General features: G+C 32.1%; 14 protein-coding genes. 7 read left to right on the forward strand and 7 right to left on the reverse strand.

Annotated elements, in window-relative coordinates:
- Nucleotides 1-60: 60 nt before the first annotated feature.
- Nucleotides 61-702 (reverse strand): transposase, encoded by a 642-nt coding sequence (locus IMX26_RS12190; RefSeq protein ID WP_195158663.1) that lies wholly within the window; start codon nt 700-702, stop codon nt 61-63.
- Between the two features lie 498 nt (nt 703-1,200).
- Here IMX26_RS12190 and IMX26_RS12195 point away from each other — a divergent pair, with 498 nt between their 5' ends.
- The 5 genes from IMX26_RS12195 to IMX26_RS12215 all read left to right on the forward strand — a co-directional run bounded on the left by IMX26_RS12195 (nt 1,201) and on the right by IMX26_RS12215 (nt 15,115).
- Nucleotides 1,201-2,424 (forward strand): IS256 family transposase, encoded by a 1,224-nt coding sequence (locus tag IMX26_RS12195; protein WP_195158664.1) that lies wholly within the window; start codon nt 1,201-1,203, stop codon nt 2,422-2,424.
- A gap of 1,206 nt (nt 2,425-3,630) precedes the next feature.
- Nucleotides 3,631-6,441 carry a hypothetical protein gene (locus tag IMX26_RS12200; RefSeq protein WP_195158665.1) on the forward strand — a complete coding sequence of 937 codons (2,811 nt, stop codon included), beginning with the start codon at nt 3,631-3,633 and terminating at the stop codon, nt 6,439-6,441.
- A gap of 7 nt (nt 6,442-6,448) precedes the next feature.
- Entirely contained in the window at nt 6,449-7,702 is a 1,254-nt protein-coding gene (locus tag IMX26_RS12205) for a copper amine oxidase N-terminal domain-containing protein (RefSeq protein WP_195158666.1), read from the forward strand.
- A 590-nt stretch (nt 7,703-8,292) separates the two neighbouring features.
- Nucleotides 8,293-11,427, forward strand: coding sequence for a stalk domain-containing protein (locus IMX26_RS12210; protein ID WP_195158667.1), 3,135 nt, complete (start codon nt 8,293-8,295; stop codon nt 11,425-11,427).
- Between the two features lie 337 nt (nt 11,428-11,764).
- On the forward strand, nt 11,765-15,115 hold the full coding sequence (locus tag IMX26_RS12215) for a copper amine oxidase N-terminal domain-containing protein (RefSeq protein WP_195158668.1): 3,351 nt from the start codon (nt 11,765-11,767) through the stop codon (nt 15,113-15,115).
- Between the two features lie 198 nt (nt 15,116-15,313).
- On the opposite strand, the gene IMX26_RS12220 is transcribed toward IMX26_RS12215, so the two are convergent.
- The 6 genes from IMX26_RS12220 to IMX26_RS12245 form a co-directional block, all read right to left on the reverse strand.
- Nucleotides 15,314-17,062 carry an IS1182 family transposase gene (locus tag IMX26_RS12220; RefSeq protein WP_195158669.1) on the reverse strand — a complete coding sequence of 583 codons (1,749 nt, stop codon included), beginning with the start codon at nt 17,060-17,062 and terminating at the stop codon, nt 15,314-15,316.
- 228 nt (nt 17,063-17,290) lie between these two features.
- Nucleotides 17,291-18,397 carry an ABC transporter permease subunit gene (locus IMX26_RS12225; protein ID WP_195158670.1) on the reverse strand — a complete coding sequence of 369 codons (1,107 nt, stop codon included), beginning with the start codon at nt 18,395-18,397 and terminating at the stop codon, nt 17,291-17,293.
- Nucleotides 18,381-19,277: an ABC transporter ATP-binding protein gene (locus tag IMX26_RS12230; RefSeq protein WP_195158671.1), complete on the reverse strand. Its 897-nt coding sequence runs from the start codon at nt 19,275-19,277 to the stop codon at nt 18,381-18,383. Before IMX26_RS12230 ends, IMX26_RS12225 begins: the two co-directional genes overlap by 17 nt.
- The gene (locus tag IMX26_RS12235; RefSeq protein ID WP_195158672.1) at nt 19,261-19,656 is read right to left on the reverse strand and encodes a GntR family transcriptional regulator; all 396 of its coding nucleotides are present in this window, start codon (nt 19,654-19,656) and stop codon (nt 19,261-19,263) included. Before IMX26_RS12235 ends, IMX26_RS12230 begins: the two co-directional genes overlap by 17 nt.
- A gap of 666 nt (nt 19,657-20,322) precedes the next feature.
- The gene (locus IMX26_RS12240; RefSeq protein WP_195158673.1) at nt 20,323-21,393 is read right to left on the reverse strand and encodes an ABC transporter permease subunit; all 1,071 of its coding nucleotides are present in this window, start codon (nt 21,391-21,393) and stop codon (nt 20,323-20,325) included.
- The gene (locus IMX26_RS12245; protein WP_195158674.1) at nt 21,394-22,266 is read right to left on the reverse strand and encodes an ABC transporter ATP-binding protein; all 873 of its coding nucleotides are present in this window, start codon (nt 22,264-22,266) and stop codon (nt 21,394-21,396) included.
- Between the two features lie 975 nt (nt 22,267-23,241).
- Here IMX26_RS12245 and IMX26_RS12250 point away from each other — a divergent pair.
- Entirely contained in the window at nt 23,242-24,837 is a 1,596-nt protein-coding gene (locus IMX26_RS12250) for a DUF4097 family beta strand repeat-containing protein (protein ID WP_195158675.1), read from the forward strand.
- A gap of 328 nt (nt 24,838-25,165) precedes the next feature.
- Complete coding sequence (locus IMX26_RS12255) at nt 25,166-25,954, forward strand: YlmH/Sll1252 family protein (RefSeq protein WP_195158676.1); 789 nt, start codon at nt 25,166-25,168, stop codon at nt 25,952-25,954.
- The last annotated feature ends 10 nt before the right edge of the window (nt 25,955-25,964 follow it).

Genomic DNA, 25,964 nt, shown 5'->3' on the forward strand with positions numbered 1-25,964 from the left:
GAACACACACTTAAATAAGAGTAGATTTCTACTCTTATTTTTTATATAGTATTTTAGTTTCTAACTAGCTTTAAATATTACATTATTTCTAAGTAAGTGATATATTACTCTAATTAATTTTCTTGCAACATGAGATAAAGCAACGAAATAATGCTTACCCTCATTTAATTTTTTATTAAGATAATTTTTAAACACTGAATCATACATAGCAACTGATCTAGCAGCAATAATTAAAGCTGCTCTAAGATAAGTAGAACCTCGCTTAACCATCTTGCCATTACCTTTGAATTTTCCAGATTGCTTGGTTGAAGGATCTAAACCAGCATAGGCCAAAAGTTTAGAAGGTGAACTAAAGTTATGAATTGAGCCTATCTCAGATAATATGATAGAGCCATACACAATTGATATCCCTGGTATTGAGAGTATTGGTGAATCAAGCCCTGTCATCATGCCTTTAATTTCTTGCTCGATATTCTTGATTCTTTTCTGACATGCTTGTACTTCTTCTATGCTATATACTAAGTCCATCTCATGCGACTTACAAACTACACCAATAGAGTTTTGAGCTAGTTTTTTTATTTTTATAGCTGTATCTTTGGTATATTTCCCATTAGAATTTTTGGTTAATATATTGGTTAACTTAGTGAGGTGTGCTTTTTTTAGAGACTCAGCAGAGGGGTATTCCTTTAGTGCTTCATACATTGATTTTTGGTGTATTGAAGGGAAATTTTGCTTTAGTTCTGGAAACGTACAGCTTAGGATTCTTGTAATAGATATTTTATGAGAACTGCATATTTTTACCCAGCGCGTTATCTAACTAATTAATAGTTGTAACATAAAGCTGTGGTTATGGTCTTTGTGAAATAGTCTAAGCTATAGAACACAAGTAATAATCCACAGCATCTGTTACTTTGATTATACGCTATATTTCTAATAGCTTAACCACTCTTTTATTATACAAGGACACGAAGGACACAAAGGGTTTTCAGTTTAGCTCTATTTAGAGTTTTATAAATGATACTTTTAGTATTTAAGAAATGCTTTTTATAAGTTTATCACTTAGATATGCTTGAATAAAAAACACAAAATAAAAATAACCCCAAAGTTCCTTCTTCGTGAGGTATGTAAAAAATTTTGTGTCTAAAGAAACTCTAATCTGGCAATACTTAGCAAAGAGAAGCCAGAAAAGGAGTTTTTTTAATGAAAACAGCACGTCAGCAATTGCTAAGAGAGATAATTAGTGAAGGTAAACTACAAACATCAGAAGATGTGCATAACTATTTAAGAGACCTATTCAAAGATACCCTACAGGAAATGCTTGAAGTAGAGTTAGAGACAAGCTTAGGATATGAAAAAAGAGAGCGTAAGGATAAACAAACAAAGAACAAACGTAATGGCTATACCTCAAAAAAAGTAAAAACAAAATATGGAGAACTAGCAATTGAAGTACCTAGGGATCGAGATGGAGAATTTGAACCTAAGGTAGTACCTAAGCATAAGCGAGATATTTCAGGTATAGAAGAAAATGTAATATCACTATATGCTAGAGGTATGTCAACAAGAGATATACATGACCAGCTAAAAGACATATATGGTATAAAATTATCAGCAGAAATGGTTAGTAAAATAACAGATAAAATTATTCCTAAAATAAATGAATGGCAAAATAGACCTTTAGACGACATCTATCCATTTGTATTTATGGATGCAATTCACTATAAAGTGAGAGAAGATGGTCAAATTAAGAGTAAAGCAGCTTATGTAGTATTAGGAGTAACAATTGATGGTAAAAAAGACATACTAGGTATCTGGATAGGTGAAAATGAATCTTCAAAGTTCTGGCTAACAATACTTAATTCACTCAAGAACCGAGGAGTCAAAGATGTGCTAATCTTTAGTATAGACGGGTTAAAAGGTCTAAAAGAAGCCATACAAGCCTCATATCCAAACGCTGAAGTGCAAAGATGTATTATACATCAGTTAAGATACACCTTTAAATTTGTTAATTATAAGGATAGAAAAGAGTTTGCTAGAGATTTCAAACAAGTATATAGAGCAGTCAATGAAGAAGTTGCTTTTGAAACTCTTAGTGAGCTAGGTGAAAAGTGGAGCAAGAAATACCCATACGCTATAACTAGTTGGGAGTCAAATTGGGATATACTATCTCCATTTTTCAAGTTTCCTTTAGCAATTAGAAGAATTATGTATACTACCAATATTATTGAGGGTGTTCATAGACAGTTTAGAAAAGTAACTAAAACTAAGTCAGTCTTTCCAACTAATAAATCACTTGAAAAAATGCTTTATTTGGCTAGTCAAAATATTATGGAAAAATGGACTACCAGATATAGGGATTGGGATAATGTCCTTAATCAGCTGATGATTTTCTATGGCGAAAGGCTTGCTGCTTTTGCTTTAAGATGAGCTTATGTTGCTTACTAAAGAATATCTTAAAAGTTACTTAGAGGTCATTTTATCTTTATCCTAAGTATATTGAAGTGAAGTTACTATTTGACCTTGGTTCTCATGCAATTGTAGATGACCAGATTTATGAGTACACAGAACAGGATATTGTTATGCATATGAGAATAACTATAGATAAGTAATTATATAATAACTCAAAAAATATTACATTCTAGCATAAATTAAATTGCCAAAATCATTTATTTTTACACATAAAATCTTTGATTTTGGCAATTCTATATTTAAATTAGTTTCTTATTTGTTTTTGTTGTCAGATTTTAATCAAACTTATTTAGACACAGAAATATTTACAGTCTCTCTTCGTGTTCTTGGTGTCCTTCGTGGTCAATCAATAAAAGCTTAGTTATTTCTGATTGCTTGATTTTTAAACCTTAAAGTTTAGAACTACAGTTTTATACCTATTATAAACTTAAAAAAATAAAGACTTTTCTTTGTGTTCATAGTATGCCCTTTCCATTAAAAGCAAACTAAAAAAATCCCCCAAACCAACCGATATAAATAACACAGCAAAAGCCACCTAAACCTAAAAATAATTGGCAAAAAGAGTTTAAAACAACACTTAAAACCGACTCTCAAGCTATTTTTATTTTTTTAAAACCCAATTAATGTCTTCATAAAAGCATTAACTTCCATAGCTATATATGGTAAAATTGCTTGACACGTAACATTAAATAATATTTCATTTTGTAACATAAGTAACAAAATATTAAATATTACAGCTTTAAAGTTAATATAACCCATGGTTTAATATAAAAATATTTCCACTAAAATTTAAGTTAATGTTGTTAATACAATGTATTTACTAAAAATCCATATCTAAAACACTTCAATAGCTTATCCTCTAACATTACAGTAATGTTACAAAACGTTACAATGTATTGCCTATCTCCACTGGTTGCAGTAGAATTAAAGAGCAATGATGGTAAAGTATTTGGTTTACATGAAACTATTTCCTTGAAAAGGTCTTATTCTCATTATTGTTGCTAGTAAAGAAGAGTGCGGTTCTTAAGCAACTATTATTAATAACCAAGTTCGCAAAACCTACATAACAAACATCTCAGAAAATTGCGCAGGAGAGTTACAGGTAATCAAACAATTTTTCATCAATGCAAGCTTCTATAAAAATTTTAAGGAGGAACCATATTTATGAAGCGATTTTTATCAATTTTTGCTATTTTAGCAATGGTTGTAAGTATGTTCAGTGGCGTTGCTTTTGCAGAAGCTCAAGCTGGCGTTACATATACAATTGATGCTACAACTAATGCTACATTATCACAGGTAACTAGTGATGTAGTAATAAACATTACACCTACTGGTGGTACAGATCCTGTTGCCACAGAGCTTAATGGCTATAAAGTTGGTGTTTATGATTCTACAGGCTCTACAATTCAAAAAAAGGCTGATGGTACAACAGACTTTTTCGTTACTATTGCTGACGGAAAAATTACATTAGCTAAAGCTGATGTAGAGAAATTAGCTGCAGCTACATATGTTATTAAACTTGATGTAGCTCCTACTAATGTATATGCTGATACCGGTTTCAATTTTATAGATTTAAACGCTAGCGGTTCAACATATGAAGGAGCAAATGATGCAAAAGTAGAAAATGCTAGTTTAGTTGTAGCTGTTGCTCCTGTAAAAAAAGGTGCAACATACACAATTGAAAATAAAAGATTTAAGAGAAGTGATGCTGCTGCTAATATAGTATTAGGTATAACTGCTACTGGTGGTAGTGGTTCTGCCGCTACAGACTTAGATGGTTATAAAGTTGGTGTATACAGTACTGATGGAACATTACAAAAAAAAGCTGATAATACAGACTTTTTCGTAAATGTTGCAGGCGGTAATATTACACTAGCAAAAGATGACGTTAATGCTTTAGCTAAAGGAGTTTACACAGTTAAACTTGATTTTGCTACACATGGTGGAAGTACTCATGGTTTAAAAGTTAGTGGAGACTTCCAATACATCGATTTAAATGGTAGCGATACTTATGTTGAAGCTGATGATGCTAAGATTGTTTTAGGCACATTAACAGCTAATAAAGTTTACCAAATCGTTTTGGACGAAACTAAAATTACTTATAATGAAAACAATTTAATTGCTTCTATTCCTGGTAAAATTATTGATTTTGACTCTAAAGCTATAGTTAAAGTTGATGGAGATCTTGTAATAAAAGGTACTAGTTATGGAATTAGTTATAAAGATGGTCAGTTTAACTTTAAAGTTTACCCTTCTGCTTTAAATATTGGTCAATTCGAAATTGAGGGTACTAACACATTTACAGATGCTGAATATAAAGAAACTGCTGAATTTACAGTTCAGTATGCTATGGAATTAGCTGAGCCTGCTACCTTAGAATTTAAATACCCAATTGCTGGTCAAATTGTTGTTCAGGGTGTATTTAATAACGAAGATGCTAAAAAAGTATATGGTGATACAACAAAGAATTTACCAAATACAGATTTAACCTTGGCTTATGTAGATGCTAATGGTGATAGAGAATTACATGATTATAGTGATAGTGCAGGAGACACTCCAATAGCAACAGCTAGCTTCTCTAACAATAAAACTTTTGGTTTCTTATTTGATGGCTCAAGAATTTACAAAAGTGGTAAAATTGGTATTTTCTTAAAAATTGCAAAGGGTCCTGATAAATACTTATTATTAAAATCTGGTAAGATAACTGTTGATACATTCGAAACAAGCTTAACAAAAGAATTACCTGAAAAATTAGGTAAACAAAATCTTGTTTTCACATTAAACTTACCTTCTAAATATTTTGATAAAGTTACACCATTAAATCTTGTAGCTGGTTATAAAGTTACTTATAAAATTTACAAGACTGGTGACGAGGATAAGGTTGCTGTAGGTCCTACAGGTGAGTTTTTAGCATTTGATAAAAAAGGTCAGATTAAAGAAATTGAGCTTGACTTGCAAAAAACATCTACAACATACCCACGTGATGAGTATTCTGTAGATTTAGAGCTTAAGAAGGGTACTATTACTCAATTAACTTCTACTGCTAATTTCTCAGTTGTTAAAGCTAACAACTATAACTTACTAAAGTGGGAAGAAGAAACTAAACACAGAGTTGGTGACTTTACATTTGCATTTGATGGAACAACTGATGTAAATCAAAACATTTTTGTAAAAAATAGCGATGGTGACGAAGAAATATACACAGAAATTATTTTTGATGGCTGTGGTTTAGATAATAAAAAAATAAAATCTAAAGATATCGATACTGACAAAGGTAAAGATACATTTACTATTTCTACAAAAGAAACAGGTATTTTAGAAGCAACAATCAATGTTTATGAAAAGAAAGATGATGACAAACCAGCTGCTACATTTAAGCGTGAAGTTAAAATTGTAGGTTGGAATGTAACAATTTCTTCAACAAAGGTTACAGTTGAAAGTGAAGAAGATATCGTATTCGAAATCGTTGACGAAGAGGGTAACTCTGTAAATAATGGTTATATTCGTTTAATGAGTGACCATTCAAAAATATTAGTTGATGGTAGAAAAACTAATATCAACGGTGGCGTTTACACATATAAAGAAGATGAATTAGACTTATTTGATAATGTTGAACCTCTAGGTTTAGAGTTCTGTGTTGATGACGCTGACGGTAACGCAGATGTTATGGTTACAAAAGCTTCTGGTATTACTGTAGTTGGTAAAGAAGTATTTACAGTAACTCCATCTGTTTCTGCTTTATTAAATGGTATTGAGCAGAAGTTCACAATAGAAGTATTAGATGAGAACGGTGATGTTGTTTACCCAAATATCAAGCGTTATGATATTGATGAAGATGGTAATGAAAATGCAAACACAGCTGTTAAAGTTGGTAGCCGTAAAGATATTGATGGCGATGGTATTAATGAATCTATAGAAATTACAGTTACTGCTAATGCTGATCAACCAGAAATGCTGATCAGACCTAGAACATGATTATTAAATGGGCGAAGCTAAAATTGAAGATGCTGGTAAAAAAATGGGCGAAGCTAAAATTGAAGTTCTTAAGCCAGTTGTATCAATGACAGGTGCTAAAACTATTACAAATGGTTTCAATAACAAGCTTGAGTTCCAATTAATTGACCCACGCGATAATAGTGTAATGTCTAATGATGTTAAAGTTGAAGTAGCTGGTGCTTTAGTAACATATGTACCTACATTTGATCAAAAAGCTGGCGAAACTTTAGATTCAAACAAAGAAGTTTGGACTGGCACATATTACACTAAAGAAGTAGATTTTGAAAAAGCTATTAAAGATGAAAAAGAATTAGTTGCTGATGTTATCATGGATGGTGACAATTCTGTAGACGTTAAAGTATTAGCTATTCCTATAGTAGAAGGTACTTTAACAGCTACTCCTGAGCATGTAATTATTGGTCAAGCAACTAACATTACTTTAACTTATACAGATGGTGATGGAAACCCATTAGCTGATCGTATAGTTAAACTAAATGGTGACGAAGTTAGTAAAACAGATGAAGATGGTAAAATTCTTTACTCATCATCAGCAACAAGTTCTTTAGCTTTAGTATTCGAAGCTGAAACTGATTATGATACTGATAAAGTAAGTAAAAAAGTATCATCTAAAGCTGATACAGAAGGTCCTAAAGTTGAAGTATTAAGTATATCTAAAGATGGTAAATCTGCTACATTAAAGATTACTGATAATGTAAGATTACATGTAACATATATAAACGGCGAATTAGTAGAAATGAAATTCCCTAAAGCTGACGCTATTCACGTAGTTACAGGTTTAGTACCTGGAATCAACAAGGTTGAATTCTTATCTGCTGATACAAACTTTAACTATACAGAGCAAACAATTGAAATTGAAGTTGAAGCTCCTGTAATTGAAAAAGTAGAATTTACTCTAAACAATGCAGTTGGAGACTTAGGTACACCAGTTAAAATTGGTACAACTTCTATGGTTCCAGCTCGTTTAGTAGAAGAATTAGGCGTTTCATTTGCTTGGGATGCAGAATCTCAAACAGTTGAGTACACCTATGGTGAAACAACAGTTAAATTAACAGTAGACAGCAAAACTGGTATTGTTAATGGAGAAAATGTTCCTTTATCTGAAGCTCCATACCTAAACGCACAAGGTAGACTTATGGTTCCTGTAAGAATGGTTGGTCAAAGCTTAGGATTTGATGTAAAATGGACATCTGATGATGCTCCAATCATTATCTCTAAATAAGTCATAAACTTAACCTAATAAAAAAGCCTATTGCCACTGGCAATAGGCTTTATTTATTGCAAAATAAGTTAAACTACTTAATTATATTAAAATGTCTATTTTTTTTATTTTAACTCCTTAACATCCACAAACATCCATGTATAAAAACCCAAATATATACTTATATACTTGCACCATACTTAACATTTCATATAAATTACCTACATAGCCATGGTAAATAATATATAAGTTGATATTTTAAATAAAAATCAACTTTAAAATAAAATAATTAACTAATATATTATAAAATTTGGTATCACTATAACAATAATTACGTTTGTGTTACAAACAATATAAAGCTATTGTAAATATTACTGCTCCTCAAGTAGTATATTGTTGCAATGTAGGTAGGTTATCCATTCATATTAAATGTTTACCAAGTGTAACAAAAATATTAATAAAGTCTACGCAAAGAAGTATGCCGGCTAATTTTAGCGTAGGTTTTTAACGTAAGGTAATTATTTATTATATCCTTAGTGTTTGATATAAAATATGAATGGTTACCTACTCATTGTAAGCTTCTACACATCATATGAGGAGGAACCATATTTATGAAGCGATTTTTAGCTATATTTGCCATGATTGCAATGATAGTAAGCATGTTTAGTGGGGTAGCATTTGCTGCTGATAAAAAGGTTTATGTACAAGTAGATAATGATATTTTAGATTACGGTAAAGATTTTAATACTGTAACTTTAAGTGGTAAAATTTTCAACTCAACAAGTAATGCTTTAGAAAAATTAGATGCAGAATTAAAGGTATATAAAGATTCTGTTGACCTTGCTAATTTAGTAACAACCATAAACGCTAAAGACGGATCGTTTTCTGTTTTAATACAAACAGACTCATCAAAGACTGGTGTTGCTAACTATATAATTGTTGGTACAAACGTAACTGATGAGTATGATTTTGAAGTAGATGGTGAAGCAGCTAAAGCTCAAGATAGCTTTACAATTGTTTATAAAACAGAGTTAGCTGAGCCAAATACTTTAGAGTTTAACTACCCAGTAACTGGCCAACAGGTAGTTCAAGGCGTATTTGTTAATGAAGATGCTGATAAAGATAGCGATGTAATTACTATTGCTTATAAAGATGCCCCTATATCAGCAATTGTTACAGCTAACTTTCACAATGAAAAGTCATTTGGTTTTTTATTTAATGGTGATTTATTTACCAAGGTTGGTGACATTGGTATTTATGTAAATGGTGTTTTAGCTGTAAGTGGTAGAGTTAAAGCCGGAGACCTAAATGTTTCTTTAGTAAACAATGAGGTTGTAAAGGCTTTAGAAGACCAAAAAGTAACTCTTAAGTTTAGCTTAGCAGATGAATATTTAAACAGTGCTAAAGATGGCTTAGCCACTGATTTGCAACTGCGTTATTCAGTTAAAGATTCTGATGATGAATTTGCTAAAAATAATTCAAATGCCAATGTAGAAAATGTAGCTATTACAGGCTTAAACTTCAATAAAGAACAAGTTGAAGTTACACTAGAGTGTAATGATTGGGATAAGGGTAATTATACTATGGCTGTTGAGCTATATGATAGCAATAATACAACTATTGTATTAGAAAAAAGCCTCGACTTACGTGTAATTGAACCAGCTAGATATAACCTAGTAACATTTAATATCGACGAGTTAAAAGTTGGCGATAACAACATTAACTTTACGGATATTGCTGTTAAAGAATATAAAAATAGTATTGCTACAGCTAACAATTTTCTTGAAGTTACCTATGAAGGTGCTGGAATAGAAAAAACAACTCAGAGATTTCCTGGTTATGATAGCTCGGTTACAGATTCAAGCTTTAATATTAAACCAACCAAAACCGGAACAGTGAAATTTACAGTTAAGGTTTTTGGTGATGAATATGCAAACGATGATGAAGCTAATTATACATTTGCTACTAAGGAAATAGAAGTTAAGGGTTGGAACATAGAGGTTTCACCCCAAACAGCTATGGTGGATATTGAAACAGAATTTACTGTTGCTATTACCGATGAAAATGGTAATCCTGTTAACAATGCAGTAGTTAAATTAGACTTTGGCTCTACAACAGAAACAGCTGTAGATGGAACAACAGAGAATATTGTTGGTGGTATTTATACCTTCGATAAAGAATTTACTACTGTAGAAAACGTAACAGTGGCAGCGTTTAAAAAAGATGAAGTACTAGCAGAAGTAACTTTAACAGATGAAATTAAAGTAAAAGGTGAAGAGGTATATACAGTAACTTCTGATATAGCTGTATTAGTGAATGGTGAAGAGCAAGAAATGTATATTACCGTTCTTAATGAAGAAGGCAATGTAGTTTATCCTAGCTTTGTACGTGAAGATGTAACTTTAGTAGACGGTAAAGACGATACTCAAACAGGTACTAATCCAACAGTTACAACCCGTAAAGACTTAGATGGCGACGGAGTTAAAGAGGCTATTAAAGTTAAAGTTACTGCAACAGCTGACCAGCATACTTTAATTTTACGTGCCACAACAGATAACGGTAAAAAAATGGGTGAAATAAAACTTGACGTTAAAAAGCCCCAAGTTGTATTCACTAAAGGAACAAAATTAACCCATAATATTGATACAGAGCTAGAGTTTAAGGTACTTGACCCTAGAGATAATTCTGTAATGAATGATACAGTGGAACTAAAGGCTGTTTATTTAGCAGATGGCAGTATTGACTATGCTACAGATGCTAACTTAGCATTAAATGATGATGGTGTGTGGGCAGCTAAAGTTAAAATTAGTGGTGTTGACTACGAAAAAGCTGAAAAAGATGAAAAAACAGTTGAAGTGAAGTTAGTTATTGGTGATGTTGAATTGCAAACTATAGAAGTAGTTAAACCTACATTAACTGCTACTCCAAATAAAATTATTATTGGCTCTGCTTCAAACATTGTTTTAACTTATACTGATGCAGAAGGCAACATTTTAACTGAGCGTGAAGTTAAGCTTGGGGAGGATGTAGTTGGTGAAACAAATGAAGAGGGTCAAGTTGTTTATGCAGCTTCTTCAATAAGCTCATTGTCTTTAGAGTTTAAGGCTGAAACAGATGTAACAAATGTTTACACAACACTAAAAGTTAAATCTACTGCTGATACTCTAGCACCTGTAGTTACTGCTCCAGAAACAGTGATTGGAAATAAAGTGACAATTACAATTAAAGATAATGTAATGGTAACTGCTGTATATGTAAATGGTAAAAAAGTAGATATGTACTTCTCAAGACCAGAGATTACTTACGAAGCAGATGTTAAACCAGGTGAAAATACCTTTTTTGTACAGGCAGCTGACTCTAAACATAACTATGTAGAAACAAATATAGTTGTAACAGCACAAAAAGCAGAGCCAGTTAAGTTTACCATAGGTAATGAAACAAAGTATGGCACACCTGCTCTTAATAACAATGTAACAATGGTTCCAGTACGTTTTGCTCAAGATTTAGGTGCTACAGTAGATTGGAACAACACAACTCGTACCGTAACCTATTACTTAGGTGAAACTAAAATCTCCATGACTTTAGGTAGCAAAACTGCAACTGTAAACGGTGAAAATGTTCAAGTTACAGTTGCACCATACCTAAACAAAGCTGGCAGAACAATGGTTCCTTTAAGAATGATTGCTCAAGAATTAGGTTTTACAGTAAACTGGACATCTAATAGTGCTCCAATAGTTATTGAATAATTATAGCTAAATTAATAGTTTGGTGTTACAATAAAAATAGGTGGTTGAATTTTTCAGCCACCTATTTTTATATTACATATTAATGTGTATAAGTTTTTAGCAAAAGAATAATTTAGTTTATTAAATTATAATTACCAATATGGCATTTATATTAAGCTAATGATATAATAAGCGTAGCTATGCCATAATTATTAATTTATTTTATTTTAATAGTACAAAATATGAAACTTTTTGTAAGAAAAATAGTCTAATCTTTATGGGTAAATTGTGTTAAAATTAAAACTAGATTAAGTTGATTTTTGCAAAAGCAAAAATACAAGATTAAGGGGGAGTTTCTTTGAAGCGCATATTATCAATAACAGCCATAGTAGCTCTAATAGTAAGCATGTTTAGCGGAGTAGCTTTAGCTGAAGGTAATGCTAAAGTAGTATTAGATAGGAAAGTCGTTGAATTAAACGGTAATAGTGGTGGTAATGTTATTATTTCTGGTCGTGTAGTAAGTAATTATTCTACAGTAAATGCTAGTGGTTATGCTTATATTCAGGACTCAGGTGCGAATATTATAGGTTATAAAGTACCTTTTACAAACGGAAGATTTGATATAAAAATTTTTGAGAGTATGTTAACAGCTGGTACATATACAGTAAAGTTTGATAGCTGTACTGAATACTCGTGGATAAATGGTGATGAGGATGAGTTTAGGGTTATTCCTCAAATAGAGTTTTCAGAAGGTTCACTGAATATGAACTTTCCAGTACCTACTCAGCCAATTATTAGAGGATATTTTCCAAATCAAGATGGAGATAAATATATCTTAAAAATTGGTTATATACAAACAGGTACTGATAATATGCAGACTCATATAGCAACTGCTATATCTAACGGTAAAACTTTTGGCTTTTTAATGGATAGTACTTATATGAGTCACACAGGTGAAATAGGTATCTTCGCTTACCCAAAAGATGGTGGTGCCGGTGTATTAATGATGAAAGGAAATCTTGCACCAGCTGATTTACCTGTTAACTTAATCACCAAAAGAGTACCTCATTCATTAAATAATCAACCTATTGTAATAGACTTAAACTTACCCGATAAGTATATAAGTGGTAGTAAAATGGAGAGCCCGTATACAATTACTGCTCAAGCTTACGATAAAGATTCAAATAGAAAACATGAAAATATATCTGTTGTTGGTAATGGAAGTACAAACAACAAGTTTATTGATAAAAATAAGCAAACAGCCTCTTTTGAATTGTTTTGTAATGATTGGGGTAAATCTGATGTTAATTTAATTATTGAGTTAAGAGAAAATAGCAAAGTTATAATGGCAAGTACATTTGAACTAAAGATAGTTAACCCAGATACCTACACCTTAATGGGATGGGGTTTAGATGAAGTTAGTGTTGGTGATATTGTTTTGGGTTTTCCCAGTATGTTATCAGGTACTTTTCCTGGAGACACAAATATAGTTCAAAATATTGAAATTAAAAAGTATGAAAGTGGCACTACACCTAAGGTTTGTAAATATGTTGAGGTAAGAGCTGAGGGTTGTGGAGTAGATAAAATACTAAGAAACTATGGAGATAACCCAACAGTTAAAAATAATGTTGGTATTATTACACCTACAAAAACAGGAAAAATGGATTTTACTATTAAGGTATATTCGGATGAAAATGATAAATCTCCTAACGAAACGTTTAAGAAAACAATTAATATTACTGGCTATAATATTACATTTAATAGAGATGCGATTGAGGTAGATACAACTGCAGACTTTATTGTTACAGTAAGAGATGAAAATGATGATCCTGTAAATAATGCAATTATTAAACTCGGTACTAAAACAATAGTAAGTGGATCTACAGCAAATATTAGTAATGGTACCTACATCTATAAAGATGATGAAAAGAATCTATTTAGTGAAGTAGGTCAATTAACCCTTAATGTAAGTGGATATCATCATGGTAATTGGATAGATGTTAGTTTTAATGATGCAATTGATGTAACTGGTAAAGAGGTGTATTCATTAAATAGTAAAACCAACATACTTGTAAATGGTGCCCAAGAAGAAGTATATGTTTCAACTATTGATCAGAGTGGTGATGTTATATTCCCAAGATTCGAACGTATAGATATTGATGCAGAGGGAAATAAATCAACACCAATTTCAATTACAAGTGGTGCGTATAAAGATTTTGATAACGATGGTGAAAAAGAATCTGCTAGACTAAATATATTACCAAACTTTAATCAAGCAAAAATGATTATTAGAGCAGTTACTGATGGTGGTAAAAAAATGGGACAAATAACCTTTAATGTTCAACCTCCAAAAGTTGTAATGGAGAAAACAAGTAGTGCTACTGAGAACATTAAGGCACAATTTAAGTTCAAAATTATTGATCCACGTAATAACAGTGTTTTAGATAAAGAAGTATACTTTCAAACTGATGATAAATATGTAGATTTCTCACTCAAAGATGAGGATAATGACTATATTAATATTAGTGATGGTAAAAGCAGTGCAGAAGAGCCTAATTCAGATGAAGAATATATCTATACTTTATTAGTTGATGATGTTGACTGGGATAAAGCTGAAGACAAAGAGTATATACCTACAATTGGCTTATATATTGAAAATGGTGCAACAGATATCAAAATGTTAGATATACCTGTTAAAAAGCCAGAATTAAAATGTAATCCTAGTGAAATAGTTGTTGGCACAGTAGCTGCTGTAACTATTACTTACGTTGATGGAGATGGAAATCCACTAGAGGGATACGAAGTTAAAGTTAATGATGAAGACCTAGGTGAAACTGATGAAATGGGTCGAGTATTCTTTAATGCTGCGTCAGTTGGTGGGGTAAGTCATATATTTAAGGCTAAGACAGATGACTTTAATGATGAGAATAGTGATATTATAGACCCAAGTGACAAAAATAAGGATACTATCTTAACTGAAGCTAAACTTAAGTCTGTAATTGATATGAAGGGACCTGAGGTAACAGCTCCAGCAAAAACAAATAAAAGTAGTGCTATGATTATTATTGAAGATAATGTACGTGTTGAGTTAGCGTATGTTTACACTACTGCAGGAGTAGAAAAAGTAGATATTAAAATCCCAATGGGAAGAGCTTACCACCCTGTTAAGTTAAAACAAGGTGTAAATAAGTTTACTGTTGAAGCTATGGATATTAATAAACAGTTTAGTACTACTGATATAACAATTGTTTACGATCCAAGCTATGATCCTAATGCTGGTACAACACCAACGCCTAATCCTGATCCAACAACACCAGATCCGGACCCAACAACACCGGATCCAACACCTACGCCAACTCCGTCTGCTTCTGTAACATTTACAATTGGTGAGAGTACAGAGTATGGTGTGCCTGTTCTTAAGAATAGTGTAACTATGGTTCCGGTACGTTTTGCACAGGCTTTGGGTGCTTCATTCGATTGGGATGGCACTACCAGAACAGTAACCTATTCTTTAGGTGACAAAGTAGTTAAGGTAACAGTTGGTAAATCATTTGCAGTTGTAAATGGAGTAAACGTATTAATGGATGCCCCAGCATACTTAAATTCTCAACAACGTACTATGGTTCCTGTAAGAATGATTGCTAGAGAGCTTGGTTTTAATACCGAGTGGAAGGGCAATGACAAACCAATTAAAATATTTAAGAAGTAAATAAAAATAACTCAAATCAAAAAGGGGCTGTCGTGAAATAGGAATTTTAACCCCTAAAAACAAGAAATAATAAAAACCTGCTAGGTATAACACTAAAGAACAGTGTAAATGGCCTAGTAGGTTTCTTATTTTATGGTCTACTATTGAATTTTGGGTATAACAAATAAAGGTACAGTGGCTAAAGAGAAGCTTTTTCAATTAAGCAACATTACCTACTGTTTTACCTTCATATTTATGTAATTTACCATTTTGAAAACGATGGTATTTATTAATATTTCTAGAGAAAACATATAATAGAAACTGTTTATACACTTTTTCTGAAGAGCGGTAATTAAAGCGTCTAAATTTCTGATTGCCTTTTATATCTCCAAAGTGACCTTCCGTTTGGATTGAGCGTATTTGTCTATTTAAGATACCTTTCTCACTTTGTATATTAGTATATGAGTTCTTTTTTAAGGTCTCCCATAGTTCATTAACTTTCATAATTTTATTTTTATGAGCATGTTTTTCTTCATTATATTTATATAAACACTGTGGTTTGAGATGACAGCCACTGCAATCATCACAGGCATAAACCTCAAAGGTTTTTGTGTATCCATTTTCTTTATGTTTTTCACTATGACTATGTAAAAGCTTGCGGTTATTATGACAAATATAATAAGGTTTTTCACAATCTACTTTTTTCATGTTATAGTGTTTTCCGATATTTTGAAAATAGGCTCTTGTTTTCATCTTCTCATGTTCTTGTAGTTTTATAAAACTTTGTATTTTACGTTCATGTAAGTAAATTAGGTTTTTTTCACTACAATAGCCACTATCTGTAGTTGTCCCATCTGGATAATATCCAAAATGTGTTTTATGTTTATTAAGTATTGGGATAAGGGTATTATAGTCTGTTCGGTCATTACTGATGTAACTATGAATAATAAAGTAATTTTCTACAGTTATCTGAACATTATATGCTGGTTTCAATTGCCCATTTTTCATGTGGTCATCTTTCATTCTCATAAAGGTTGCTTCAATATCTGTTTTAGAGTAGCTATTACGGTCAGCTCCCATAATCTTAAAATGTGTTTTGTATTTTAGTAATTGCTTACTATAGGTTTCTAGTTGCTCATATAGCTTTTGAAGCTCATTTTTTGGTTTACCTTTACCACTTGTGAAAGTAATTCCTTCTCCCTTAGCTATTTTTATAAGATTAGCTTGTAATTTTAATAGCTTAATTGGTGAGGTATTGTCAATTTCTATGATAGTGTTATTTGATCTTTTCTTTTGCCCTTTATTTTTGCGTTTACGATTTTGGGCAATTATTTTTTTTACTTTGTCCATTCCCTGAATACTAAACATAATGGCATCTGCCAATTTGTATTTTTGGTCATAGCCACCTTTTTTAATAAAGGTGTTATATCTTGTATATAAGTTATCTATGTTATCTAATAGCCCTGCTAAGTGATAGTTAATACTACCTCGCCAAACAAATGTATAACGATTAGCATTTGCCTCTATTTTAGTTCCATCTATATACAATTGCTTTAGAGTAACATAGTTTTCTTTTTGCAATGTTCTTATAAATTGATAATGTAAGTCTTCTAGTATTTCAACTGTCAATTTATTATTGAAGAACTGATAAAAAGCATCTCGCTTTGGAGTCTCCCCCTTAGTTAGTGATATATATACTATATCTCGTTCACATAATTCTACTATTTTATCTACCGAACTTACCCCTTGCATGTTCGCATACACCATAACTGCATACATCATTATTGGATTATAGCCTTTTCTTCCTCTATTTTTATATCTAGCTAACAGGCTAGTATAGTTTAATTCCTCCAATATTTTTATTAAGGTATAGACTGGGTCATTGGCTGGCAATCCTATTTCTGATAGTTTTAAGTTTATTTTTAGTTGTCCTTTTTTGAAAAATTGATTATAATATTCTTGTTTCATGAGTAGTTACATTATACAATGTAGCGGGAACGAGATGGTCTTTTTTGACCATCTTTTTTCTTTTCATATTAAAAAAAGCAACTCTACTCTTTCGAGTATTGTTGCTTTTTAGGATTGTATTTCCCGACAACCCCTTTTATATTGAATTTATAAGATAATATTATTGAATAGTGATTTTAATGAATAACACATTAAAATTGATAGATAATAAATTACTAGTTATACTACTTACCCTGTTTTTTTAATCTTCACCAAATACCTGGCTAACCAGCCGCCAATAAAAGCACCTAAGGCGTAACCTGGTATAACTGCCAATAGGCTGTTAAAGAACAATGAATACATTAAGGGGCCTGTAATTAAGGCGCAACATACCGAAACGCCTATTATAAATATTCGCTCGAGCTGGGGATAAATTAGTAGCTCGTTACTATACTCCATTTTGTGTTTTTTGTATAAATAATAGCTGAAAGTTAACAGAATTATTGTAAATAAAATAGCTATTATAGTATGCATAGTTGGTGACATTAAGGTAATTGATACAGTGTGTCGGGTTACTGGATACACCGCAAAGTAGGCCGGACTCATTAGTATTAATGACTCAGCAAAAAAGTTTACAAATCCATACTCAAACGGTATGTTAAAAATTATTAAATTCAAGTATATTAAAGATCCTAAGCCAATAGGAAAAGCCAAGAATATGGGTGTTATGCTCATTATGCCAAGCGGTGGTGAAACTAAGGTGCCAACAAAAATGCTGGCTATAAAAAGCAATACTATAGGCAAGATAGAGGTTATAAACCACCTAAATATTAAGCCATAAGAAAACACTATACTTAACTCTGAAAACATGCCTCGCAACATACTAGCCACTATAAGGATTATTAAATAAGGTATTATACACATTGCTAAGCCAGCAATTACCTTACTAAAAAATATTTGTTTACGAGTAAAGGGCATAGAGGCAATTAAATCTATGCTTTTATTGTTTCTATCTTGTCCCATTACCAAGGCTGCTGCCGTGATAGGTAGTATAAACATTATTATTATTTGGGTAAAAGAAAAACGCTTTAACTGACCCATTAAATACTTACTGCAAACGTTTATAATATCGTTGTTTGTTAAGTCTTTTACAGCAAGCCCATCATATATATAACTGGTGTTAGGGTTTGCCAGTAGTTTTTGGGTAATAGTACCTTTAATCTCTGAGTAAACATAATAGCCATAAGGTAACGTAAACATTAGAAATAAAGTGGCTAATACGGTTACCGAAATTAGTAACTTTACTTCTTTTTTATATAGAATAAAGTTAAAAAAACTATTATTTTTTAATGACATATCCTTCACCTCCTATTTGGTTAATGAATATTTCATTAAGGCTCATGTCTATGGTCTCTAGTACTAAGGGTTTGTACTTTTTGGCAATGGTGAGTACTTGCTCAAAGTTTTGTTTTACAATTATTCTATAAACCCTGCCTGCCTGCTCTATGTTTAAAACATCGGGGTGATTTTTGAGCTCAAGTGGCAGCTCATCATTTAGTACTATTTGAATTTTTCTTATTTTTTGCTTAAGACTATCTAGTTCACTTTCGGTTAAAATTCTGCCCTTATGAATTAGGCCAATATAGTCGCAAATTCGCTCTAATTCATCTAAATTATGGGTTGATATAAATAAGGTTGTGCCATGCTCGTAGGCCTCTTCTATCAGCAAATTTAAGAGCTCCTGCCGTATAACAGGGTCGAGCCCCGAGGTGGGTTCATCTAGCAATAGTAAATTAGGCATTAGTGCCAAATTGAGCAGCAACGAAACCCTTGTTTTCATGCCTTTAGATAAATGTTTCATACGTGAATTTGGGTTTAGGTCGAACACCTTAATTAATCTTTTATAACGCTCATGACTAAAAGAGCTATAGACATTTTTGTACATACTGTACAAATCTTTAATTCTGTAATGTGGAAAATACAAGGGGTTATCTGTAACATAGCCTAGGCGGTATTTGGCCTTAGCGCAATTAACTGTTAAAGCGGTATTGTTAATAAATATTTCACCTTTATCGGCAATAAGGATGCCCGCTATTGTACGTATAAGAGTAGTTTTGCCGGCACCATTAGGGCCAACCAAGCCATATATACTGCCCTCTTTAGCGTGTAAAGATAAGTTATTAAGGATTTGTTTTTGACCTAACGATTTATACAAATTATTAATGCGTAGCATCATTATTCACCTCTAGTTCTTGATATATTTTTTGAATAACTTGCATCATTTTATTCTCTTCTATACCTAAATAATGGGCCTCAACAATGCACCGCTTTAGGGCTAAGGTTATTTCTTGCATTTTTTCTTCATCCATTTTTCTCTTAAAATCTGCCGAAATAAAAGAGCCTTTGCCTCTTATAGAGTAGATAACTTTTTGACGTTCTAGCTCACGATAAGCTTTTTGAATAGTATTTGGGTTAGTGGTGAGAAGGCGTGCTAGCTCTCTTACTGAAAGTATTTTTTCATCAGGAAGCAATATTCCACGCAGTATGTTTTCTTTAAATTTATCAACAATTTGCTGATAAATGGGGGTGCTGCTTCGAGGATCTATTGTTATCAACTCTTCACCTCCAAACCTTTAATGTCAACTACTTTTAATAGTATAGTTAGGTTAAAAATTAGTGTCAATAATTATTGACCTATTTATTAAGATAATAATATAGTATGAAGAATAGTGGATAATTAAACACTATTCTTCTTATATTAATTTAGTTTATTGTAAAAAATTTCAATTAGCAATTAACTACTAGCTGTTAATTGCTAATTGAAAAGGCAAGTAATCAAAGAGGCATGAAGGCATAAGTTAACCCCTTTGACCCCTAGTAATAATCGTTTTAATTAAAAATACCGAACCTAAAGCAAGAGCAAGCTTTGTTATCGACTTAAACCAAAATTTCATAGTTATTCTCCTTTAATTTATACACGTTAGCTAACTATCCACAACGGAATCACACAGAGGTGATTCCCTACTGACGAACAATTAAAAATTTAAACCTACCATCGTAGTGAACGACCTCGGTGTCGTTCAAACTTTGGATTAACCACCAATGTTAATTAAATGTTAACTTAAATACAAAAATAAATCTCATTTACCACAAAGTAAAAATAAAAACTATCACTGCCAAATATCTCATAATCAAACTCTTCGTGCCCTTTGCGCCCTTTGCGGTTAAAAAAAACTCAAACAATAACCTTAAAGCTTCATTCTAAAACCTCTACCTAACAGTTAAACACTAGCCCGTACCTTTTTAATATAGTACCTCGATAAAAGGAATCCAGCTAAGCCGCCGATTAAATGCCCTATAAATAGGGTGAATGTACCGCCTCCAAAGCTTGCTTGTAACATAGGAGCTAGCGTTAATGCCATACAAATAGTCATGCCTGCAATAAAGACTGGATTCAAGCCCTGAAAAAGCAGTAATTCATGGTTGTTTTCTAGTGGATTCCTTTTATATAAAAATATCGCTAGTCCTAATAACAATATTGCAAATATAAAACTAAATATTAGTATTTGGTTATAGCTATAATGGAAATTGCCAAGTAAGTCCAGTGGTGATTTTACAAATATATAGCTTATAGGTGATAAGGTAAATAAAACCTTATATATAGAATCAAGTGCTGAGCTGCTTATAGTAAAAAACCTAAGATTAGAGCCTAAAATAGTTGCAAAACCAATTCCAAAAATAGATACAATCGTTCCTATTAATAATGAGCCCATAAACGGAGCTACTAATGTTGAAACAAATACCCCTACTGCAAAAATTAAAAACAGTGGAGTTATGCTAGCAAAAAACCATTGAGATAGCTGATTAAGGCTGTACACAGCGCTTACATCTGCTATGGTTTCATGTTGAATAAAAGTAATAGCGTAAACAATTATATAAGGTAGAATAATTATTAATAAACCAGCCAAAACCTTGCTCATAATAATTTGCAAACGAGAGTAGGGCATGGTTACTAACATATCCATAGTATTGTGTTTGCGCTCACTTCCTAATAGGCTTATGCCGATTACTAACGGAAATAATAAAGCCAAAGCTAGCTGAATAAAGTTACCTCTTTTAATATTGGTGATAAGCTTATTACCAGAAAACTCTAAAATCTCTTCTTTGGTAAATTTATCTTCATCAGCTATGTTAGGGGCATTGTTTCTTTCGGTTAAGTAGGCCTTAGTTTTTACAAAGCTAACATGGGCATAAGGTAAGGTAAAACATAGAATTAAAGTAACTATAAACATACCAATCAATAGGGTTTTAAACTCTTTATGAAACAGGGTTATGCTAAATATTGATTTCATTTATTTTCCCTCCACCTTATGAGTAAATATTTCATTTAAGCTAACATCTATTTTTTCTAGTAAAACAGGATTATGGTGTTGAGCCAGTTTTAAAACCTGCTCGGTGTTTTTGGCTACTGTTAAATAATGCACCTTACCTACCCTATTTATATTTAAAATATCTGGGTGGTTTTGCAGCTCCAGCGGAAACTCTTTATCATAATAAACTTGAACCTTTGTTATATCGGATTTTAGCTGTTTTAGCGATGACTGTTGCGTAATAACACCATCTCTAATTATTCCTATATGGTCACAAACCTGCTCTAGTTCAGCTAGGTTATGGTTGGAGATTATCATAGTAGTACTATTTTGCTCTGCCTCTTGCTTTAGTAATTTAAGAACCCTATCTCTAATAATTGGGTCAAGCCCCGAGGTAGGCTCATCTAGCAATAAAAGCTGGGGCTGTAGTGCCAAATTAAGCAGTAAAGATAAGCGGGTTTTCATGCCCTTAGATAAATTCTTAACCTTTTGTTTGGGATCTAAATTAAACTCCACCCTTAGCTTAGCATACCTTTGCTCATCCCAAAATTTATAGGTGCGTTGGTATAAATCTATTAAGTCTTTAATTTTATAGTGCGGATAATATATAGAATAATCCGGCACATAACCAACCCGCTGTTTATGTGGTGAACTATCAATTAATAGTTCATCATTAAATAAAATTGAACCTTTATCTGCTGTATATATACCTAAAATAGTTTTAATTAAGGTAGTTTTACCAGACCTATTTGGGCCAATAAGTCCATAAATACTTCCTTTATCGGCTTTTAGGTTAATGCCTTTAAGCACTGGCTGTTTATTTAAGCTTTTATATAAATCATTTATTAACAGCATGAATATCCCTCCATCTGTATGTACTGTACTATTAGTAGTAGTACGGTTAGTGCAATATTATACTTGAACTAAGTAAATGTCAAGAGAAAAACATAACTTGTAATTATTTCTTAAGAAAAAGCTTCTTACCTTAAAATAAATCGCTAATTAAATAGCTGAAAATGTAGTGAACGACCTCTGTGTCGTTCAAATCTTGGATTAACCACCAAGTAAAAATAAAAACTACACTCTCAAATATCCTTAACCAAACTCTTCATGTCCTTTGCGCCCTTTGCGGTTTAAAAACATTTTTAAATTAACCACGAAGAACACCAAGAACACAAAGGAGAAACATAGTGGTTAGCTAAATGTTAGCTCTAATACTGCAATACCAGTAAATAACAAAGTTTCTTTTACCACTGAGTAAAAATAAAAACTACACTTTCAAATATCCTTAACCAAACTCTTCATGTCCTTTGTGCCCTTTGCGGTTTAAAAACATTTTTAAATTAACCACGAAGAACACCAAGAACACAAAGGAGAAACATAGTGGTTAGCTAAATGTTAGCTCTAATACTGCAATACCAGTAAATAACAAAGTTTCTTTTACCACTGAGTAAAAATGAAAACGATACTTCCAAAATAGCTATAACCAAACTCTTCGTGCCCTTTGAGCTCTTTGCGGTTTAAAAAAAAACGTTTTATAGATTAAACGTTCACTGCTGTACAAAAATAAAAACCAATCTACTAAATATGCTTTAGTAATAGTTAACAAGTGTATATTGCTTTTAGGTTAAGAGTAATAATACATATAGTAGGTAATAATAAACTGGTTTAGTTCATATAATTAAATAATTAAATGTTGTTCTTAATAATATTAAGCTTTAATCTAGTAATAGTTTAGGTTAATCCTAAAATATTACTAAGATAGTGTTGACAATTATAAAAGGTTAGCATATAATGCAATCAATAAAGAATTTATTGGGGGTAAATAAAATGTCTGAAGAGCGTAAAATGATACTTAATATGTTGAGCGAAGGTAAAATAAGTGTTGAAGAAGCTACCAAGTTATTAAATGCATTAGGAGAAAATAAGCCTGATGAGGATAAAAAAAGTGATAACAAAAAATATGACGATGACCACGGTGCTCATAAAAAATCTAAAAAAAATAGTTACGAGTTTGATTTTGATAACGATGATTTTAAAAAGTCAATTAGAGAAGCTAAGTTAGCAAGTAAAGAGGCTATGAGATCTGTTAAAGATAATGTAAAAGAGGCTATTGAAGAAAGTCGCAAGGCTTTAAGCGAAACCCTAAAAAACAGAAAACTTAATAGTAATATAGATCAATTACGTTCAGTTAATTCTACTTTGGCAAATGAGTGGGAAGAAGCTGAGGGTGAATTTGAAGAAGCTAAGGGTTTACATGAAGAGGTGCAAGGTTTAGCTGATGAAATTAAAGAGCTAAATGACTACTTAGGTGAAATTGATGATTTAAGAACAGGTAAAGAGCTTAGTGACGAAGAGGCAAAAGATCAACTTGCTGAAACTCAGGAAAAGCTTAAAGATTTAATGGCCAAAAAAGAAGTGTTATTAAACGAAGCTAAAGAAAAGTCAGAAAGAGCTCAAAATCGTATTTTAGAAGTACGTCGTCGCTGTAAAGACCTCAATATTCATTTTGATAATAATGCTAAGGTAGAAGACGAAATAGCTAATCAGTTTCAAAATGTGGGAGAGGTAATTTCACAGGCAACAAGTCAAATTGGACCTATGATTAGCAAGTTAATAGACGGCTTTAGTTTTTCGGGATTTGATGGTTATGAAGTTAAGGAAGAGTTTACTTTTTCACCAGAAAAGCAACACGAAAATGTAACCTTAAATATAAATCTCCAAAACGGAGCAATAAGAGTTGTTGGAGAAGACGATAGAGATAATATTTTAGTAAAGGTACGTAAAAAAGTTAAGTGTGCTAAAGAGCATATTGAAGAGGTTGCCGCAGATTTATTAGACATTAGATGTGCAGGTAATATTGTAAATTTAGAGGTTAAAAGAAAATTTAATAATCGTCATACTGTATCTGTAGATATGTTTGTGCCTAAAAAATATATGTACGACTGTTATCTTAAGTCTACAAATGGCAGAATTAAAATTGCAGATATCGAAGGTAAAGCTTGGTTATTAAGTACATCTAATGGAAAAATTGTTGTTGAAGAAGGCAAAGTAGAAAAAATAAAAGCCGCATCTTCTAATGGCTCATTACAAATAGAAGTAAATGCTCAAGAAACAGATTTAGTTACAAGCAATGGTTCTATTAGATTATACCTGCCCCAAAATGCCTATGGTTCTGCAAAATTAATTACTTCTAACGGTAGCATTAAGGTATTTGCAGGAGAGCTAACTAATGCTTGTTTTAATGCCAAAACCTCTATGGGTACTATAAAAGTAGATAATAATTGGCATATTTCTAATAGCCAAACTCGATCAATGAAAAAGTCTATGTCGGCAGCAACAAAAGGTTTTGATGAAACTAAGCCCTATTTAGATATTGTTGCTAAAACCAGTAATGGCTCAATTAAGGTTTTAGACGAAGATTAAAAGCTTAAAAATTAATTAAAGTTAAACAAAAAACGTATTTTTTAGTAGTAAATTTAATATAGTGGTGTAGGAGGTTTGTATAGTAACTACACTTGTAGCGGCCCAGCTGTAGTAAAGTATATAATAATGGCAAAGTACACATAGTGTTAATTAATTTGCTGTTATATACTAAGCTACAGCTTTTTTTATTTTAAACAAATGTTATTGCTAGTTATAGCTGTCAATAGCCCAACATTTTTAAATGTGGTACAATAGAGGGTAACGAACAAATATTAGTGTAAAGTACATGTAAGGATTGGTTTTTGATAGTTAAGAGAGAGGGTTAGTTATGTTAGTAAAGGATAAATTATTGGCACAGGCGCGAAATGATGATGAAAAAATTATTATTGGTCGAGCAATAGATATAATTGAAAGAGTTAAAAAGAGTGGTGCACCATCTGTAACTCATTTTTTAAGTCCAAACGACATTATATTATACGAAATGGTTATGAACAGTTTAGGTGATGTAAAATACGAAGGTTTTGGTGGAGTAGAATCTACTGAGAGAAAAAAGTTAGCTATTTCTCCTATAGACTGTGATTGGTATGACCCCATATATGATATAACAGCTATTAATGTAAAGCTTAAAGAACCCAAAGAGGTTAGTCATAGAGACTATTTAGGTGCTATTTTAGGGCTTGGAATAAAACGAGATGTAATTGGTGATATCATTGTTGAAGAGGATCAAGCCAATATTATGGTTGACACAAAGATTGCCGATTTTATAATGAACAACTTGCAAAAAATAGGCTCAGTTAACATAGAGACAGCTATTATAGATACTGCAGAGGTCGAAAAACCAGAAACACAGTATCAAACATTGGCACTTACTTTAGCCTCGCTTCGCTTAGATTCAGTAATGTCTAAGGCTTTTCAATTATCTCGATCTGCTGCTGCAAACTTTATTAAACAAGGTAAAGTTGAGGTCAACCACAGAGCTCAAAACTCACCTGCAGCTACAGTTGCTGAGGGCGATGTTATTTCATGCCGAGGACGAGGTCGATGTGTGGTACTTAAAGATTTAGGTAAAACAAAAAAGGGTAAAATTAAAATTGAAATTGGGTTTCCAATGGTTTAATTGTTTTGTT

Source organism: Clostridium sp. 'deep sea' (assembly GCF_014931565.1).
Lineage (GTDB): Bacteria > Bacillota > UBA994 > PWPR01 > PWPR01.

Bases quoted from the DNA above. Each gene is read 5' to 3' on its own strand.
- IMX26_RS12220 (WP_195158669.1), bottom strand. From the start codon at position 17,062: ATGAAACAAGAATATTATAATCAATTTTTCAAAAAAGGACAACTAAAA.
- IMX26_RS12240 (WP_195158673.1), bottom strand. From the start codon at position 21,393: ATGAAATCAATATTTAGCATAACCCTGTTTCATAAAGAGTTTAAAACC.
- IMX26_RS12230 (WP_195158671.1), bottom strand. From the start codon at position 19,277: ATGATGCTACGCATTAATAATTTGTATAAATCGTTAGGTCAAAAACAA.
- IMX26_RS12255 (WP_195158676.1), top strand. From the start codon at position 25,166: ATGTTAGTAAAGGATAAATTATTGGCACAGGCGCGAAATGATGATGAA.
- IMX26_RS12195 (WP_195158664.1), top strand. From the start codon at position 1,201: ATGAAAACAGCACGTCAGCAATTGCTAAGAGAGATAATTAGTGAAGGT.
- IMX26_RS12190 (WP_195158663.1), bottom strand. From the start codon at position 702: ATGTATGAAGCACTAAAGGAATACCCCTCTGCTGAGTCTCTAAAAAAA.
- IMX26_RS12225 (WP_195158670.1), bottom strand. From the start codon at position 18,397: ATGTCATTAAAAAATAATAGTTTTTTTAACTTTATTCTATATAAAAAA.
- IMX26_RS12200 (WP_195158665.1), top strand. From the start codon at position 3,631: ATGAAGCGATTTTTATCAATTTTTGCTATTTTAGCAATGGTTGTAAGT.
- IMX26_RS12210 (WP_195158667.1), top strand. From the start codon at position 8,293: ATGAAGCGATTTTTAGCTATATTTGCCATGATTGCAATGATAGTAAGC.
- IMX26_RS12250 (WP_195158675.1), top strand. From the start codon at position 23,242: ATGTCTGAAGAGCGTAAAATGATACTTAATATGTTGAGCGAAGGTAAA.
- IMX26_RS12205 (WP_195158666.1), top strand. From the start codon at position 6,449: ATGGGCGAAGCTAAAATTGAAGATGCTGGTAAAAAAATGGGCGAAGCT.
- IMX26_RS12245 (WP_195158674.1), bottom strand. From the start codon at position 22,266: ATGCTGTTAATAAATGATTTATATAAAAGCTTAAATAAACAGCCAGTG.